The 14277-nt window shown below is 71.3% G+C and carries 15 protein-coding genes; 11 read left to right on the forward strand and 4 right to left on the reverse strand.

What is annotated here, in order from left to right; all coding sequences use genetic code 11:
* The 6 genes from Q0C12_RS12595 to Q0C12_RS12620 form a co-directional block, all read left to right on the forward strand.
* Positions 1–439: OB-fold nucleic acid binding domain-containing protein (locus tag Q0C12_RS12595; RefSeq protein ID WP_343212461.1), on the forward strand; the 439-nt coding region annotated here is incomplete at its 5' end.
* Positions 440–1338: 899 nt separating this feature from the next.
* On the forward strand, positions 1339–1551 hold the full coding sequence (locus tag Q0C12_RS12600; protein ID WP_290890684.1) for a DUF1289 domain-containing protein: 213 nt from the start codon (positions 1339–1341) through the stop codon (positions 1549–1551).
* A gap of 68 nt (positions 1552–1619) precedes the next feature.
* Positions 1620–3587, forward strand: a complete 1968-nt coding sequence (locus tag Q0C12_RS12605; RefSeq protein ID WP_290890686.1) for an alpha/beta fold hydrolase — start codon at positions 1620–1622, stop codon at positions 3585–3587.
* A gap of 99 nt (positions 3588–3686) precedes the next feature.
* The gene (locus tag Q0C12_RS12610; RefSeq protein WP_290890688.1) at positions 3687–4178 is read left to right on the forward strand and encodes a DUF4124 domain-containing protein; all 492 of its coding nucleotides are present in this window, start codon (positions 3687–3689) and stop codon (positions 4176–4178) included.
* A gap of 30 nt (positions 4179–4208) precedes the next feature.
* Entirely contained in the window at positions 4209–5087 is an 879-nt protein-coding gene (locus Q0C12_RS12615) for a DMT family transporter (protein ID WP_290890690.1), read from the forward strand.
* 59 nt (positions 5088–5146) lie between these two features.
* Positions 5147–5734, forward strand: coding sequence for a hypothetical protein (locus Q0C12_RS12620; RefSeq protein WP_290890691.1), 588 nt, complete (start codon positions 5147–5149; stop codon positions 5732–5734).
* Positions 5735–5741: 7 nt separating this feature from the next.
* On the opposite strand, the gene Q0C12_RS12625 is transcribed toward Q0C12_RS12620, so the two are convergent.
* Complete coding sequence (locus tag Q0C12_RS12625) at positions 5742–6470, reverse strand: DUF4197 domain-containing protein (protein WP_290890693.1); 729 nt, start codon at positions 6468–6470, stop codon at positions 5742–5744.
* A 97-nt stretch (positions 6471–6567) separates the two neighbouring features.
* On the opposite strand from Q0C12_RS12625, the gene Q0C12_RS12630 reads away from it, so the two are divergent.
* From Q0C12_RS12630 to Q0C12_RS12640, 3 genes are all read left to right on the forward strand, one after another.
* Complete coding sequence (locus Q0C12_RS12630) at positions 6568–7290, forward strand: HAD family hydrolase (RefSeq protein WP_290890695.1); 723 nt, start codon at positions 6568–6570, stop codon at positions 7288–7290.
* Complete coding sequence (locus tag Q0C12_RS12635; RefSeq protein WP_290890697.1) at positions 7287–9089, forward strand: acyl-CoA dehydrogenase; 1803 nt, start codon at positions 7287–7289, stop codon at positions 9087–9089. The genes Q0C12_RS12630 and Q0C12_RS12635 overlap by 4 nt, the downstream gene beginning before the upstream one ends.
* Before the next feature lie 92 nt (positions 9090–9181).
* Positions 9182–10540 (forward strand): GGDEF domain-containing protein, encoded by a 1359-nt coding sequence (locus Q0C12_RS12640; RefSeq protein WP_290890699.1) that lies wholly within the window; start codon positions 9182–9184, stop codon positions 10538–10540.
* A gap of 4 nt (positions 10541–10544) precedes the next feature.
* Here Q0C12_RS12640 and Q0C12_RS12645 read toward each other — a convergent pair whose 3' ends face one another.
* Positions 10545–11306 (reverse strand): MipA/OmpV family protein, encoded by a 762-nt coding sequence (locus Q0C12_RS12645; RefSeq protein ID WP_290890701.1) that lies wholly within the window; start codon positions 11304–11306, stop codon positions 10545–10547.
* A 90-nt stretch (positions 11307–11396) separates the two neighbouring features.
* Positions 11397–12059 carry an energy transducer TonB gene (locus tag Q0C12_RS12650; protein WP_290890703.1) on the reverse strand — a complete coding sequence of 221 codons (663 nt, stop codon included), beginning with the start codon at positions 12057–12059 and terminating at the stop codon, positions 11397–11399.
* A 147-nt stretch (positions 12060–12206) separates the two neighbouring features.
* Here Q0C12_RS12650 and Q0C12_RS12655 point away from each other — a divergent pair, with 147 nt between their 5' ends.
* Together Q0C12_RS12655 and Q0C12_RS12660 are read left to right on the forward strand one after the other, a co-directional pair.
* Positions 12207–12701, forward strand: coding sequence for a copper resistance protein NlpE N-terminal domain-containing protein (locus Q0C12_RS12655; RefSeq protein ID WP_290890705.1), 495 nt, complete (start codon positions 12207–12209; stop codon positions 12699–12701).
* Positions 12702–12769: 68 nt separating this feature from the next.
* Positions 12770–13336, forward strand: coding sequence for a hypothetical protein (locus Q0C12_RS12660; protein ID WP_290890707.1), 567 nt, complete (start codon positions 12770–12772; stop codon positions 13334–13336).
* Between the two features lie 80 nt (positions 13337–13416).
* Here the strand turns inward: Q0C12_RS12660 and Q0C12_RS12665 are convergent, their stop codons facing one another.
* A complete protein-coding gene (locus Q0C12_RS12665) occupies positions 13417–14190 on the reverse strand; it encodes a glucose 1-dehydrogenase (RefSeq protein WP_290890709.1) in 774 nt (257 codons plus the stop codon).
* Positions 14191–14277 lie beyond the last annotated feature (87 nt).

A 14277-nucleotide genomic window follows, 5' to 3' on the forward strand; every position in this document is an offset into this window, starting at 1 on the left:
CGTCGCCCTGCCGCCGCCCACGCCCGGCGAGCGCGTGCTGGCCGCCGACGCCAGCACCGGCACCACGCTGGGCCCGCACCCGCTGCGGCTGCTGAGGAAGCAACTGCGCGCGCAGCGCTGCCGGCCCTCGCGCGAGCTGGCCACGCTGCCGCACGGCGCGCACATCCGGCACGCGGGCCTGGTGACGCTGCGCCAGCGGCCGGGCACGGCCAAGGGCGTCACCTTCGTCACGCTCGAGGACGAGGACGGCAGCGTCAGCGTGGTCATCTGGCAGGACCTGGGCGAACGCCAGCGCCGCGAACTCGCCAACGCGCGCCTGCTGGCCGTGGACGGCCGCTGGGAAAAAGTGGACGGCGTCAGCCACCTCATCGCCGGCCGCCTGCACGATTTCTCGCACCTGATGGGTGCGCTGCAGGTTTCCTCCCACGACTACTACTGAGGTGGAGTTACGGCGCCGGCGCTACCGCGAAGTGCGAAGGCACTTTCTGCTCGGTGGAGCCTTTATCTCCCAGAAAGTGCCTTCGCACTTCGCGGCACCGCCGGTGCGTGTCGGCTTGGGCGCCCAACGGAAGGCCCGCGGCCGCGCGCTTCGATGCTTGCGCGTGTGCGATCCGGACCAAGGCGGACCATTTTTCTCGCTGACCTCGTTTGGCTAACTCGCGCGACGCAAGTAGCTACTGACGGCCTATCGCGCGCGTCCCTTCGGACGCGAGATGAGAGGCCCGAGCCAGCGTGGAAGGTGGCCAGATTGCGAGACCTGTCCGCCCGGCGGCGGGTGGAGGTGCAAGGCGTGACGCCTGGGTCCGTGCTTTTCCGATGGGCGCCCCGGCGATCGATTGCGCGAGCTGCTCCTTGAGCCCGTGGCTCTTCCAAAACACCTTCGAGTGCCCGCGCCGTGGCGACGGAGCGGACGGAGAAGCCGGGACCGTCAAGAACTGCCAGGACCCCACACCCGCCGCCGGGCGGATAGGTCTCGCACGCTGGCCACCTTCCGGGCTCGCGCCGACCCCACATCCAGTGTCCGAAGGGACACGCAGGCGCTGACGTGCTCGTGGCAAGCGCCTCGCGCGTCTTCACCCACCGGGTCAGCAGGAAAGATGGTCCGCCTTGGTCCGGATCGCACACGCGCAAGCATCGGAGCGCGTGGCCACGGGCCTTCCGTTGAGCACCCAAGCCGGTGCACCGGCGGTGCCGTGAAGTGGAAGGACACTTTCTGGGAGATAAAGGCTCCACCGAGCAGAAAGTGTCCTTCCACTTCGCGGTGCCGACGGCGCCATCCCGTGCGAGCCGCGATGGCGGAAGCGCCGCGTCGCCAGGCGGTGGGCGTAAGCTGGCACCGTGGACACGACCCCACCCCTGCCCGAGTCGCCCTGCGTCCGGAACTGCTGCCTGGACGACGCCGACGTGTGCATCGGCTGCGGGCGGCACGTCGACGAGATCCTGCGCTGGGGCGCGGCCGATGCCGGCGAACGCCAGGACATCCTCGCCCGCGCGGCGGCCCGTCGTGCCGCCCGACCGGCGCCGCTGTTCCGGAGGCCGGGCCGGGCATGACCTTCGGCTGATTGGGAACCCGGCGGCGGCGGGCGTAGAGTCGGCCCACCGTCCCCAGGAGTCCCGCCATGTCGCTCGCCCGCCGTACCGCGCTTCCGCTTGCCATCGCCCTGGCCGTGTCGCTGGGGGCCTGCCAGCCGGCCACCGCCCCGGCCGAAGGCGAGGCCGCCGCGCCTGCCGCCGCGGCCGAGGCCATCGCCCGCCCGTCGAAGCAATACGCGATCGAGGAGTTCGTGGCCTCCACCGGCGTTGCCGGTGCGTCCTTCAACGCCGATGAATCCCGCATCCTGTTCTCGTCCAACCGCCGCGGCGTCTGGAACGCCTACTCGATGCCGGTGGCCGGCGGCGAGTGGACCGACGTGACGAGCTCCGACACCGACAACAGCTACGCCGTGTCCTATTTCCCGGCCGACGACCGCGTGCTGGTCACCCGCGACCAGGGCGGCAACGAACTCAACCACCTTTACGTGATCGAGGCCGACGGCAGCGAGCGCGACCTGACCCCGGGCGAGAACCTGAAGGCGGACTTCCTGGGCTTTACCGCCGACGGCAGCGCCTTCCACGTCATCAGCAACGAGCGCGACCCGCGCTTCTTCGACGTCTACCGCTACGACAGCGCCAGCTACGAGCGCACCCGCGTCTACGAGAACACCACCGGCCTCGAGCCGGCCATCGTTTCCGGCGACGGGAAGTGGCTGGCCCTGTCGCAGTCCAACACCACCAACGACAGCGACCTGCACGTGGTTGAACTGGCCACCGGCCAGTCCACCCTGGTGTCGGAGCACGAAGGCCAGGCGGCGTTCAACGCCCAGGATTTCAGCCCCGACGGCCAGTGGCTGTACTACACCGCCAACGATCAGGGCGAATTCGCTCAGCTGCGGCGGGTGAACCTCGCGACCTGGGCGCACGAGCCGGTGCAGTCGGCCGACTGGGACATCGTGGCGGCCTATTTCTCGAAGAACGGCAAGTACCTGGCCGTGGCCACCAACGTCGACGGCAGCACGCGCGTGAAGCTGCACGACGCCGCCACCGGCGCCGAGCAGCCGCTGCCGGCGCTGCCGGCCGGCGAGATCCGCGGCCTGCGCATCGCCGACTCCGAGACGAAGATGGCCTTCTACCTCAACGGCGACCGCCAGCCCAACGACCTCTACGTGCTCGAGTTCGGCGGCGAGCCGAAGCAGCTCACCACTTCGCTGAACCCGGCCATCGACCCGGCCGACCTGGTGGATTCGAGCGTCGTGCGCTTCAAGAGCTTCGACGGCATGGAAATCCCCAACATCCTGTGGAAGCCGCACCAGGCCACCGCGGACGCCCCGGCGCCGGCGCTGGTGTGGGTGCACGGCGGCCCGGGCGGCCAGACCACGCGCGCGCACTCGGCGGTCATCCAGTACCTGGCCAACCACGGCTACGTGGTGCTGGGCATCAACAACCGCGGCAGCTCGGGCTACGGCAAGACCTTCTTCGCCGCCGACGACGGCAAGCACGGGCGCGAACCCCTGTGGGACACGGTCGAGGCCAAGAAGTACCTGCAGTCGCTCGACTACGTCGATGACGACAAGATCGGCATCATCGGCGGCAGCTACGGCGGCTACATGGTGCTCTCGGCGCTGGCCTTCCAGCCGGGCGAGTTCAAGGTCGGCGTCAACATCTTCGGCGTCTCGAACTGGATCCGCACGCTGGAGTCGATCCCGCCGTACTGGGAGTCCTTCCGCGAGGCGCTTTACCAGGAAGTGGGCAACCCCGAGACCCAGCGCGAGTTCCTGATCGAGACCTCGCCGCTGTTCCACGCCGACAAGATCAACGTGCCGCTGATGGTGCTGCAGGGCGCCAACGACCCGCGCGTGATCAAGCCCGAGTCCGACGACATCGTCGCCGCGGTCGAGATGAACGGCGTGCCGGTCGAATACGTCGTCTTCGATGACGAGGGCCACGGCTTCAGCAAGAAGAAGAACCAGATCGAGGGCTATGGCCGCATCCTGGCCTTCCTCGACAAGCACCTGCGGAACGGCGCGGCCACGCCGCCCCCGGCGCCCTGAGGCCCGCCGCGGGGGCGCCGGCCGAGGCCGCGCCCCCGTTCATCCTCGCATCGGGCCGTGTCGCGTTACCCTGTGCGTGAACTCGCCCGGGAGCCCGCCATGCCCTATCCACGATTCGTCCTGCTCGCGCTGCTGCTGGCGCCGGCGGCGCAGGCGGAGTCGCTTTACAAGTGCGAGGGCGAGAAGGGCGCGGTCAGCATCCAGTCCGAGCCCTGCCCGAAGGGCATGACCCAGGTCTGGAAGCGCGACACCGCGCCGGACCCCGAACCCACGCCGGAGCAGCAGGCGGCACAGGCCGCCGCCGCCGAGGCCGAGACCGCGCGCGCCGCCGAGGCCGCCCGCCTGGCCAACCTCGAGCGCCTGGCCGAACGGCTCGAGCGCGAGGAGCAGGCGCGCCGCCAGGCCACCGCCGCGCCGGCCGAGCGCCCGCCCACCAAGAGCGAATGCACCCTGGCCCACGAGTTCCAGGACGCCACCCAGGGCATGCCGTGGCTGGAGCTGACCCAGACCCAGCGCGAGCGCATACGCAGCTGGGTCATCCGGACCTGCCGCGACCCCGACGGCCCGGTGAAGGACGCCACCGGCACCTGATCCGCGTCCGCCATGCCGCACAATACCGGCATGGAAACCAAGACCAACCTGCGCGGCATCCTCGCGATGCTGCTGGCCGTCGGCCTGTTCTCGCTGATGGACGGCGGCCTCAAGCACCTCTCGGCGCACTACCCGCCGATGCAGGTGGCGGCGATCCGCGGCCTGTCCTCGCTGCCGCTGGTGATGGCGTGGGTGATCGCCACCGGCGGCGCCCTGGCCCTGCTGCGCATCCGATGGCCGCTGCACCTGCTGCGCGGGGCGCTGTCGATCGTGATGCTGGCGGCGTTCGCCTACGCGCTCAAGCGCATGCCGCTGACGGGCGCCTACACGCTGTTCTTCGTCGCGCCGCTGATGATCACCGCGCTGTCGGTGCCGCTGCTGGGGGAAAAGGTCGGGCCGCGGCGCTGGACCGCGATCTTCGTCGGCCTGCTCGGCGTGCTGGTGGTGCTGCGCCCGACCGGCGAGGGCGTGGTGACGCTGGCGGGCCTGGCGGTGCTGGTGTCGGCCAGCGCCTACTCGCTGTCGTCGATCCTCGTGCGCGTCCTGCATCGCACCGACAGCGGCCAAAGCATGGTGTTCTGGATGCTGCTGATGACGGGAACCGGCGCCGCCGCGTTGGCCTGGCCCGACTGGCAGCCGCTGCAGGCCACCGATGCCTGGGTGATCGCCGGCGTCGGGCTGAGCGGGTTCCTGGGCCAGGTCGCGATCACGGAGGCCTTCCGCAGCGGCGAGGCCTCGGTGGTGGCGCCGTTCGAATACAGCGCGCTGGCCTGGGGGCTGGGCCTGGACTGGCTGATCTGGCAGGCGCTGCCCGACGGCTGGACCTTCGCGGGCGCGGGCATCATCGTCGCCAGCGGCATTTACCTGATCCGACGCGAGCGCGTGCACGCCGAGGCCGAGCATCCCTGAAAGGTGGCAGCGCGGCGCGAGGCCGCTATGCTTCGGCCATCGCCCCCAGGATCCCCATCATGACCCGTGTGCTTCGCGCCTCCCCCGGACTCGCCCTGCTGCTCGGCCTGGCGGCCTGCAGCGACGAGGCGCCGGCGCCTGCGGCCGACGAGAACATCGTGGTGACGCCGGCCGAGCCCGCCGGTACCGACTGGAGCCGCTGCCGCCTGCCGGGCGTGGCGCTGCCGGTGCCGGGCAAGCTGTTCGTGGTGGACGGCGGCCAGCCCGGCGACCGGGCCGAGCCCGGCCGCGAAACCATCCGCCGGGTCGAAGTGCTGGTGCCGGGCGACATCGCCCTGCTGCTCACCGCGCCCGACGCCAGTGCCTGGGCGGTGCGGGTGTCGCCGGAAACGAAGGTCACCGCGATCTTCGCCAGCGGCGACCAGCCGCAGCGCATCACCGGCCAGGGGCTGGGCCCGTCGCGGCTGGAGCGCTCGGTGGCGATGGGCGACGACTGCGGCCGCTACTGGTTCGGGGCCGATGCCGGCGCCACGCTCGAGGAAGCCACGCAGGCGGTCTTCGGCCGCCGCCATGACGCCCGCTACAGCCTGTTGTCCGGCCAGGTGATCATCGGCGGCAGCGAGTTCCAGCCCGAACCCGAGCGCTGAGCCGCGCTCAGCGGCTGCCGAACACCTTCTTGAGCAGCGCGGTCGAGCGCTGCGCGGGGTCCTCGCGGATCTCGCGCTCCTGCTCGGCCACCACCGCGAAAAGCCCGTCCAGCGCTTCGTCGGTGACGTAGCGGTCCAGGTCCACCGCCTCGCTGCCGCCCAGCGCGGCGAGCAGCCCGCTGTTGCGGCCCACCAGCGCCTTGTAGCGCTGGGTGACGCCGGCCTGGGCGGTGGCATTGCTCACGATCGGCAGGAACTCGGCACGCAGCCGGTCTTCGGTCACGCGCCGGAAGAAGCGGGTGCCGGCGTCCGGCTCGCCGCGGACGATGTCGAGCGCATCGCGCACGGTCATCTGGCGCACCGCATCGGCGAAGACGTCGGCGGCCAGCGGCACCGCCTTCTCGGCGGCGCGGTTCATGGCCAGCTCGAACTCGTCCACCTTCTTGCCGGCGCCAAGCTGGCGCGCGGTGTCGGTGAGCTTGCGCAGCTGGCCGGGGGCGCGGATGCGCAGGCCTTCGTCGCCGTAGAAGCCGTCCTGTCGCCCGAGCTGCAGCACCGCGCGCTGCACGCCCTGGGCCATGGCCTCGCGGATGCCGCCGGCGGCTTCCTGCTCGGTGACGGGGCCGCCGCGGTTGAGGCTGCGCTTGAGCCGGTCCCGCCAGTCCTCGGCCTGCGCGGTGTGGACGGCGCCGGTGGCAAGCACCAGCAGGGCCAGGGCGATCGCGACGGGTTTCATGGCGGGCTCCTCGGGAAGGTGCTTTCCATCATGCCGCATCACGGCGGCCGCTGCCGGCGGCTAGACTGTGCGTCCCCGGGGCAACGAGCGCAGCGCGATGATCCAGTTGGTCGGCTTCGATGGTGACGACACCCTCTGGCACAGCGAGTTCTACTACCGCGCCGCCAACGAGGCCTTCGAGGCCATCGTCGGGCGCTACGTCGACCTCGCCGACGCCGGGCTGCACGACCGGCTGCTGGCCACCGAGCGCGCCAACCTCAAGCTGTTCGGCTACGGCGCCAAGGGCATGACGCTGTCCATGCTCGAGGCCGCGTTCGAGGTCACCGGTGGCCGCATCGGTGCCGCCGACCTGCACCGCATCGTGGGCATCGGCAAGGAAGTGATGACGCACCCGGTGGAGCTGCTGCCCGGCATCCGCGAGGCGGTGGAGGCGGTGGCGCGCGAGTTGCCGGTGGTGCTGGTGACCAAGGGCGACCTGTTCCACCAGGAGGCCAAGGTCGCGGCCTCGGGGCTGGCCGATCTGTTCCGGCGGATCGAGATCGTGTCCGAGAAGGACGCAAGGGCCTATTCCCGCGTGCTGGCGGAGTTCGGCGTCGCGCCCGCGGGCTTCGCGATGGTCGGCAATTCGCTGCGCTCGGACATCGAGCCGGTGGTGCGGCTGGGCGGCTGGGGCGTGCACATGCCCTACGAGGTGACCTGGGCGCACGAGCTCGAAAACGGCCTCGAACCTGCGCATCGCGCGCGCATCGCCAGCGTGGACGCGCCGGCGGGCATCCCGCGGGCGGTGGCCGGGCTCCAGGCCAAGGCGGTGATGGCATGAGCGCGCAGGTCCCGTTCGATCGCCGCGACCTCGACTTCCTGCTGCACGAGGTCGAAGGCGTCGCCGCGCTGTGCCGCCATCCGCGCTTCGCCGGGCATACGCGCGAAACCTTCGATGCCACGCTGGACGCCGCGGCCGGGCTGGCGATGGGGAAGTTCGCCAACCACAACCGCGCGTCCGATGTCACCGAGCCGCACTTCGTCGACGGCCGCGTCGAGATCGTGCCGGCCGTGAAGGAGGCGCTCGACGCCTACGCCGACGCCGGCTTCAGCGCATTGCTGGCGGACGCCGAGGAGGGCGGCATGCAGTTGCCCTACACGGTGGCGCTGGCCTGCGACGCGATGTTCGCCGCCGCCAACGTCGCCACCGCGGGCTACGCCCTGTTGGCGCGCGGCGTCGCCAACCTGCTGCAGGCGCACGCGACGCCGGCGCAGTGCGCGCGCTACCGCACGCCGATCCTGCAGGGCCGCTTCCTGGGCACGATGTGCCTGAGCGAGCCGCAGGCCGGTTCGTCGCTCGGCGACATCCGCACCCGCGCCGAGCCGGCGGGCGACGGCCACTATCGCCTCAGTGGCGCCAAGATGTGGATCAGCGGCGGCGAGCACGACCTGTCCGAAAACATCATCCACCTCGTGCTGGCGCGCCTGCCGGACGCGCCGCAGGGGGTGAAGGGCATCAGCCTGTTCATCGTGCCGAAGTACCGCGTCAACGACGACGGCACGCGGGGCGCGCGCAACGACGTGCAGCTGGCCGGCGTGAACCACAAGCTGGGCCAGCGCGGCATCGTCAACACCTTCCTGAAGTTCGGCGAACGCGGCGAATGCTTCGGTGAACTGGTCGGCGCGCCGAACCAGGGCCTGGCGCAGATGTTCCACATGATGAACGAGGCGCGCATCGGCGTCGGCGTCGGCGCGATCATGCTCGGCAGCGCCGGCTACCGCTACTCGCTGCAGTACGCGCGCGAGCGCAAGCAGGGCCGGCACCCCGAACAGAAGGACCCGGCCTCGCCGCCGGTCGCGATCATTGAGCATGCCGACGTGCGCCGGATGCTGCTGCAGCAAAAGTCGCGGGTCGAAGGCGCTTTGGGCCTGGCCATGCACGCCGCCACCCTGGTCGACGTGCATGGCCACGACCCTGACGAAGCGCGACGCGCCGACGCGCATCGCCTGCTGGAGCTGCTGACGCCGGTGGTGAAGGCGTGGTCGGCCGATGCCTGCCTGGAAGCCAATGACCTCGCGATCCAGGTGCTGGGCGGCTACGGCTACACCCGCGAATACCCGGTGGAGCAGTGCTGGCGCGACAACCGGCTCAACCCCATCCACGAGGGCGCCAACGGCATCCAGGCGCTCGACCTGCTCGGCCGCAAGGCGATGATGGACGGCGGTGCCGCGCTGAAGGCGCTGCTGCGCGAAATCGCCGCCACCGTCGCCGAGGCCGGCACCGTGCCGGCGCTGGCCGAACACGCGCTGGCCCTGGCCCGCGCCGCCAGCCTGGTCGCCCGCACCACCGGCGTGCTGGGCGAGGCCTTGGCGCGCGGCGACGTGCGGCTGGCGCTGGCCAACGCCTCGCGCTACCTGCGCCTGGTCGGCCACGTCGCGATCGCCTGGACCTGGTTGCGGCAGGCGCGGGTGGCCAACGCGGCGACGCCGGCATCGCAGGCCGACCGCGACTTCTACGCGGGCAAACGGGCGGCCTGCCGCTGGTTCTTCGTGCATGAACTGCCAACCATCGAGCACGACGCGGCCCTGCTTGCCGCGCTCGATCGCTGCGCGCTCGATACCCCGCCCGGCGTGCTCTGACCCGCTAGGCGCGGTCGCGCCGCTGGGCTAGGCTGGCGGCGGGACTATCCGGGGGCAGTCGTGGAGCAGTCGTGGAGCAGTCGGCGAGGCGGATGTCGAACCCGAAGCTGGTGAACGGCTTCCGGCGGGTGGCCGTTGGCGCGGCACTGTTCTCGGTGGCCGTCGCGGTGATGATCCTGTTCGGCTGGTGGCTGGGCAGCGAGGCCGTGAAGTCGGTGGTGCCCGGCCAGAACACGATGAAGATCAACACCGCCATCGGCCTGGGCACTTGCGGGCTCGCGCTGCTGGCCTGCCAGTGGCCGCGCACGCGCGGCGGGCCGGCCTCGGGCCTGCTGTCGCTGTTCGTGCTGGCCTTGGGGCTGGCGTCGATGGCGCAGTTCATCTGGGGCATCGACCTGGGCATCGACACGCTTTTCCACGACGACCAACAGGCAGCCGAGCGTGGCCGCATCCCGGGCCGGATGTCCGAGTTGACCACGCTGGCCTTCGCGCTGCTTGGCGTGGCGGGCCTGGCCGCGTGTGCACCGAAGCGGCTTTGGCTGTCGCAAGCCTGCGCGCTCGGCGTCGTGCTGGTCGCGCTCTACGCCATGTCCACCTACGGCTACCAGATGGCGTCGCGCGCCGCCGTCACGCCGTTCTTTCCGGTGGCCATCCACACCGCCGTGGTGCTGCTGGTGCTCGCCTTGGGCTGGCTGGCGGCACGGCCCGAGGAAGGGATGATGCGCGTGCTGTCGTCGGACAGTTTTGGTGGCGTGCTCACGCGCCGCGCGCTGCTGCCTTCACTGCTGATCCCCAGCGTGCTGGCGTTCGGGGCGCAATGGCTGCAGTCGAACCAGGTGCTGACGCCGCAGGCGACGCTGACCCTGCTGGCCGTGGCCTCCGGCGGCCTCGTCGCCTGGCTGGTCTGGTCCGCGGGCGCGCTGCTGGACCGCATCGAAGGCGAGCGTCGCCTCGTGCGCGGCCTGCGCGAGGACGCGCACACCGATGCGCTCACCGGGCTCGGCAACCGCCGCGCCTTCCAGCAGGCGATCGAGGGCATGCTGCTGAGGCGGCGCGAAGGCGACAGCGACTTCGCGCTGCTGATGATCGATATCGACCACTTCAAGCGCTACAACGACAGCCACGGCCATCCCGCCGGCGACGAAGTGCTGCGCCTGGTCGGCGTGGCGCTGCGGGATGCGCTGCGGCCGGGCGACGTGGCGGCGCGCTTCGGTGGCGAGGAGTTCGCAGTGCTGCTGCCGGGCATCGGCGGCGCGCTGGCGCTGAAGGTTGGCGAGCGCATCCGCCGCGACCTGGAGCGCACGCCGTGGCCGCACGAACCGGTGACGGTGAGCATCGGCGCGGCCCAGGCCACATACGAGGAGGAGCCTGGGCATCTGGTGGCGCGCGCCGACGCCGCGCTTTACCGCGCCAAGAACGAAGGCCGCAACCGCGTCGTGCTCGACGCCTGAGCGCTTACTCGGGTGACCAGCCCAGGCCGATGAACACCGAGGTCGGGTTGTCGTCGCCGACGATCGGGCTGTCGGTGACTTCCGACGGCAGCCAGGGGTGGCTGGCGCGCGCGAACAGGGTCCAGCGCGGGCCCAGCTTGCGCTGCACCAGCAGCGAAACATCCGGGATCACCGCGGCTTCGCCCCGGTAGGCGGGCCGGCCGGGCAGGGCTTCGCCGGCGCGCACGCCGTAGTAGTAGTCGACCATGTCGTCGGACTGCCACTTCGCCGAAACGCCCGGGATGAAGGTGAAGCCGCCGGCGCGGAACAGGCCGTTCCAGGACAGCGCCGCTTCGTAGCCACCGCTGCGGTCGAGCGCATCCGCCGACAGCGCGGCTTCGACCACGCCCAATTTCCTGATGGTCCAGGCCGAGGCGATGCCGAGGTCGAGCGAGAACTTGCGCTCGGCCATGCCGGCCAGGAAGGCCGAGTCCTTCGGGTCGTAGCCATCGGTGCGCGCCTGGGCGAACACCGCCAGTTCATGGGTGTCGGTGTCGCGCAGGCGCCAGCCGCCGCGCAGGCCGCGCAGGTAGGCGCGCTCGCCCTCGAAGCGCACCAGCGGCACCACCAGCAGGCCTTCGTCCAGGCCGACGTAGGGCGCGTCGCGGTCGGCGGCCAGCACGCCGAAGGTCCAGCGCGGCGGCGGCTGGCGCTGGCCCTCGGCCGGCTGGGCGAGGGCGGGCGCGGCGGCGAGGAGCAGGGCGCAGGCGAGCAGGGGCTTGTTCATGACGGTCACCGGTTCGGGGTGCGCCCATTGTGAAGGCGAACCGTCGAACCGGTGTGATTGGGCCGTTCAGGGCGGGACGGGGCCGGTTCCTCAGGGCAGGTTGAAGCCGATCGGCACCAGCGCATAGGCCGGGATCGGGCGGCCCTGGCGGGTGGCGGGGTGGAAGCGCCACTTCGACAGCACCTGCGTGCGCGCCGCGCGGTCCAGCTCGCGGTGGCCGCTGCTGGTCTCGATCTCCACTTCCTTCGGCCAGCCCTGCGCGTCCACCAGCACCCGCAGGACCACGGTGCCGGTGTCGCCGTTGCGCAGCGCCTGGCGCGGGTAGCGCGGCGGCGGATAGACGTCGTAGGCCAGCGTGGCGAGCTGGGGCGGGCCGACCTCGAAGGTTTCCTCGACCGGCGGGCCCGGGTCCACGGCGACGGCCTGTTCGTTGCCTTCGTCCATGACCGGCGGGCTGTCGACGACGGGCACCGTGGTCTGGATGGGGTTGGTCACCGTCGTCGGGCGCGGTCTTTCGATTACCGGCTGCTCGGGCGGGGCCGGCATCACTTCGATCTCGGGCGGCGGCACGAACTCCGGCAGCACGGTCATGCGCTCCACCCGGGCCGGCTTGGCGGGCGGCGTCCAGGTGCTGGGCACCAGCAGCACGCCGAACACCACGGCGTGGATGGCGAAGGCCAGGGTGTTGCCGGCGATGCGCTTGGCATCCACGGCGGCGAGGGGCGAGGGCTGGGGCAGGCTGCGCTGGATCATGGAACACCTCCGGGCGGGGTTGGCACGAACTTCAACGCCCGGGTGCGGGAAACGGGGTTGGCCTTGCACGCAATCGGCCGCGGGCGGCCCGGGCCGCTGGACCCGGGGCCGCGAGCCGCTAGGATGGAGGCCCCACCGGAGCCTGCGATGACCCTTTCCTTCCGCCGCCGCATGTCCGCCGCCCTGGTCCTGGTCGGGCTGTTGGTGCTGTCCGGCTGCGGTCGCGGCGACGAGGACAGGCCGGGCGCGCCGGGCCAGGGCGAGGCCGCCGCTGAGGCCGGCAGCGAGCCCGGCACCGACGCCGGGACCGAGGCCTTCGAGCGCACCTGGCTAGGCGTGCTGCCCTGCGCCGACTGCGACGGCATCCAGACCCGACTGCAGCTGCGCACCGATGCCGACGGCGCGCGCTACCTGCTCGAAGAGACTTACCTCGGCGGCCCCGGCGAGAACCGCTTCGTGCAGGAAGGCGCCTGGCGCGAGGAGGTGACCGAAATCAACGGCGAACCCGCCGACGTCTACCGCCTGGACCCCGATGGTCCGGGACGCTGGTTCTGGGTGCAGCCCGACGGCGCGCTGGAAATGCTGGAGGCCGAAGGCCGGCCGGCGCCGGACGGCCTGGCCTATCGCCTGCAGCGGCTCTGAGTCTTTACCCCGAAGTCAGCCGGACGGGGCAGAATCGCCCCTTACTTCCTTTCCACCAGGCCAAACCCATGAAAAAGACGCTCGCAGGAACCGTCCTCGCCCTGTCGCTGGCGTTCTCGGCCGGCGCCCAGGCGGTCGTCGACAGTTTCGTGTTCGGGTTCAGCCCGCGCACGGGCGATGCGTTCGTCGACGCGCAGCTGGGCGACATCAACGTCTTCGCCCGCGGCAACACCGAAGGCTTCATCGACGACGTCGTGGTCAGCTTCGGCGCGCCGCGCACGCTGGTGCGCGACTACTACCTCGATCGCCGCTGGGCGCCCGGTGACATCTACTACGCCTGTGCGCTGGCGCACCAGTTGGGCCGCCCCTGCCTCGAGGTCCTGGACATCTACGAGCGCGACCACGGCCAGGGCTGGGGCGCCATCGCCAAGCGCATGGGCATCAAGCCGGGCTCGCCGGCTTTCCACGCGCTCAAGGGCCGCGTCGGCCAGGGCCACGGCAAGATGAAGGGCAACGGCGGCCGTGCGCAGGCCCAGGGCGGCGGCAAGCCGCGCGCCGCCGCTGCGCCCGGCAATGGCCAAGGCCAAGGCCAAGGCAAGGGTCAAGGCAAGGGAAAAGACAAGGGCGGTCGTTGATCCGGCGGTCCTGACCGAGCGAGAAGGGCAGCCCACGGGCTGCCCTTCTTCATTCTTGCGCCAGGGAACCGTGCCGCGGGTCAGCGGGCGGTGTAGCCGCCGTCGATGGCCAGCTCGGCGCCGGTGACGAACTTCGATTCGTCCGAGGCGAGGTAGACGATGCCCCAGGCGATGTCGTCGACGTCGCCCATGTGGCCGAGCGGATGCAGCTCGCCGACCGCCTTGCGCGCGGCGGCGATGTCGGTGGCGCCGCTGGCCTTGAGGTGGCCCTCCACCATCGGCGTCCAGATGTAGCCCGGGTGCACCGAGTTCACGCGGATGCGGTCGGCGGCGTAGCAGAGCGCATCGGTCTTGCTCATCAGGCGCACCGCGCCCTTGGACGCGTGGTAGGCCGGGATGTCGGGCGCGCCGACCAGGCCGTAGATGGACGAGAGGTTGATGATGCTGCCGCCGCCGGCGGCCTTCATGTGCGGGATCGCGTGCTTGCAGCAGAACAGCACGCCCTTGACGTTGACCGCCTGCACCCGGTCCCACTCCGCTTCGGTGATTTCGTGGGTGAGTTTGGTCGAGCCGGAGATGCCGGCGTTGTTCACCAGCACGTGCACGCCGCCAAATTCCGCCGCGGCCTCGTCGATGGCGCGCTTCACGGCGGCTTCGTCGCTGACGTCGACGTGCCAGTAGCGGGCGCGGGCGCCCTGGGCGCGCAGCGCGACCGCCACGGCCTCGCCCTCGGCGTCGTGCAGGTCGAACAGCGCGACCGCGCCGCCTTCCTCCGCCAGCCGCTCGGCGCAGGCCTTGCCGATGCCGAGCGCGGCGCCCGTGACGATGCAGGCCTTGCCCTGGACCCGGTTCATGGCGTGTCTCCTCGTGAAGTGGGGGGCTTGCAGTGTGCCGCGGCGGCGGCCGGCCCGGTTTGACGCAGGTCATGCGGGTCGCCGGCG

The sequence above is a fragment of the Arenimonas sp. genome, assembly GCF_022842045.1.
In the GTDB taxonomy this organism is placed as follows: domain Bacteria; phylum Pseudomonadota; class Gammaproteobacteria; order Xanthomonadales; family Xanthomonadaceae; genus Arenimonas.

What these genes read in the sequence shown, in the direction of transcription:
- Q0C12_RS12655 (WP_290890705.1), top strand. Translation starts at nt 12,207, where the DNA reads ATGACCCTTTCCTTCCGCCGCCGCATGTCCGCCGCCCTGGTCCTGGTC.
- Q0C12_RS12615 (WP_290890690.1), top strand. Translation starts at nt 4,209, where the DNA reads ATGGAAACCAAGACCAACCTGCGCGGCATCCTCGCGATGCTGCTGGCC.
- Q0C12_RS12630 (WP_290890695.1), top strand. Translation starts at nt 6,568, where the DNA reads ATGATCCAGTTGGTCGGCTTCGATGGTGACGACACCCTCTGGCACAGC.
- Q0C12_RS12640 (WP_290890699.1), top strand. Translation starts at nt 9,182, where the DNA reads ATGTCGAACCCGAAGCTGGTGAACGGCTTCCGGCGGGTGGCCGTTGGC.
- Q0C12_RS12620 (WP_290890691.1), top strand. Translation starts at nt 5,147, where the DNA reads ATGACCCGTGTGCTTCGCGCCTCCCCCGGACTCGCCCTGCTGCTCGGC.
- Q0C12_RS12645 (WP_290890701.1), bottom strand. Translation starts at nt 11,306, where the DNA reads ATGAACAAGCCCCTGCTCGCCTGCGCCCTGCTCCTCGCCGCCGCGCCC.
- Q0C12_RS12660 (WP_290890707.1), top strand. Translation starts at nt 12,770, where the DNA reads ATGAAAAAGACGCTCGCAGGAACCGTCCTCGCCCTGTCGCTGGCGTTC.
- Q0C12_RS12610 (WP_290890688.1), top strand. Translation starts at nt 3,687, where the DNA reads ATGCCCTATCCACGATTCGTCCTGCTCGCGCTGCTGCTGGCGCCGGCG.
- Q0C12_RS12625 (WP_290890693.1), bottom strand. Translation starts at nt 6,470, where the DNA reads ATGAAACCCGTCGCGATCGCCCTGGCCCTGCTGGTGCTTGCCACCGGC.
- Q0C12_RS12665 (WP_290890709.1), bottom strand. Translation starts at nt 14,190, where the DNA reads ATGAACCGGGTCCAGGGCAAGGCCTGCATCGTCACGGGCGCCGCGCTC.
- Q0C12_RS12650 (WP_290890703.1), bottom strand. Translation starts at nt 12,059, where the DNA reads ATGATCCAGCGCAGCCTGCCCCAGCCCTCGCCCCTCGCCGCCGTGGAT.
- Q0C12_RS12635 (WP_290890697.1), top strand. Translation starts at nt 7,287, where the DNA reads ATGAGCGCGCAGGTCCCGTTCGATCGCCGCGACCTCGACTTCCTGCTG.
- Q0C12_RS12605 (WP_290890686.1), top strand. Translation starts at nt 1,620, where the DNA reads ATGTCGCTCGCCCGCCGTACCGCGCTTCCGCTTGCCATCGCCCTGGCC.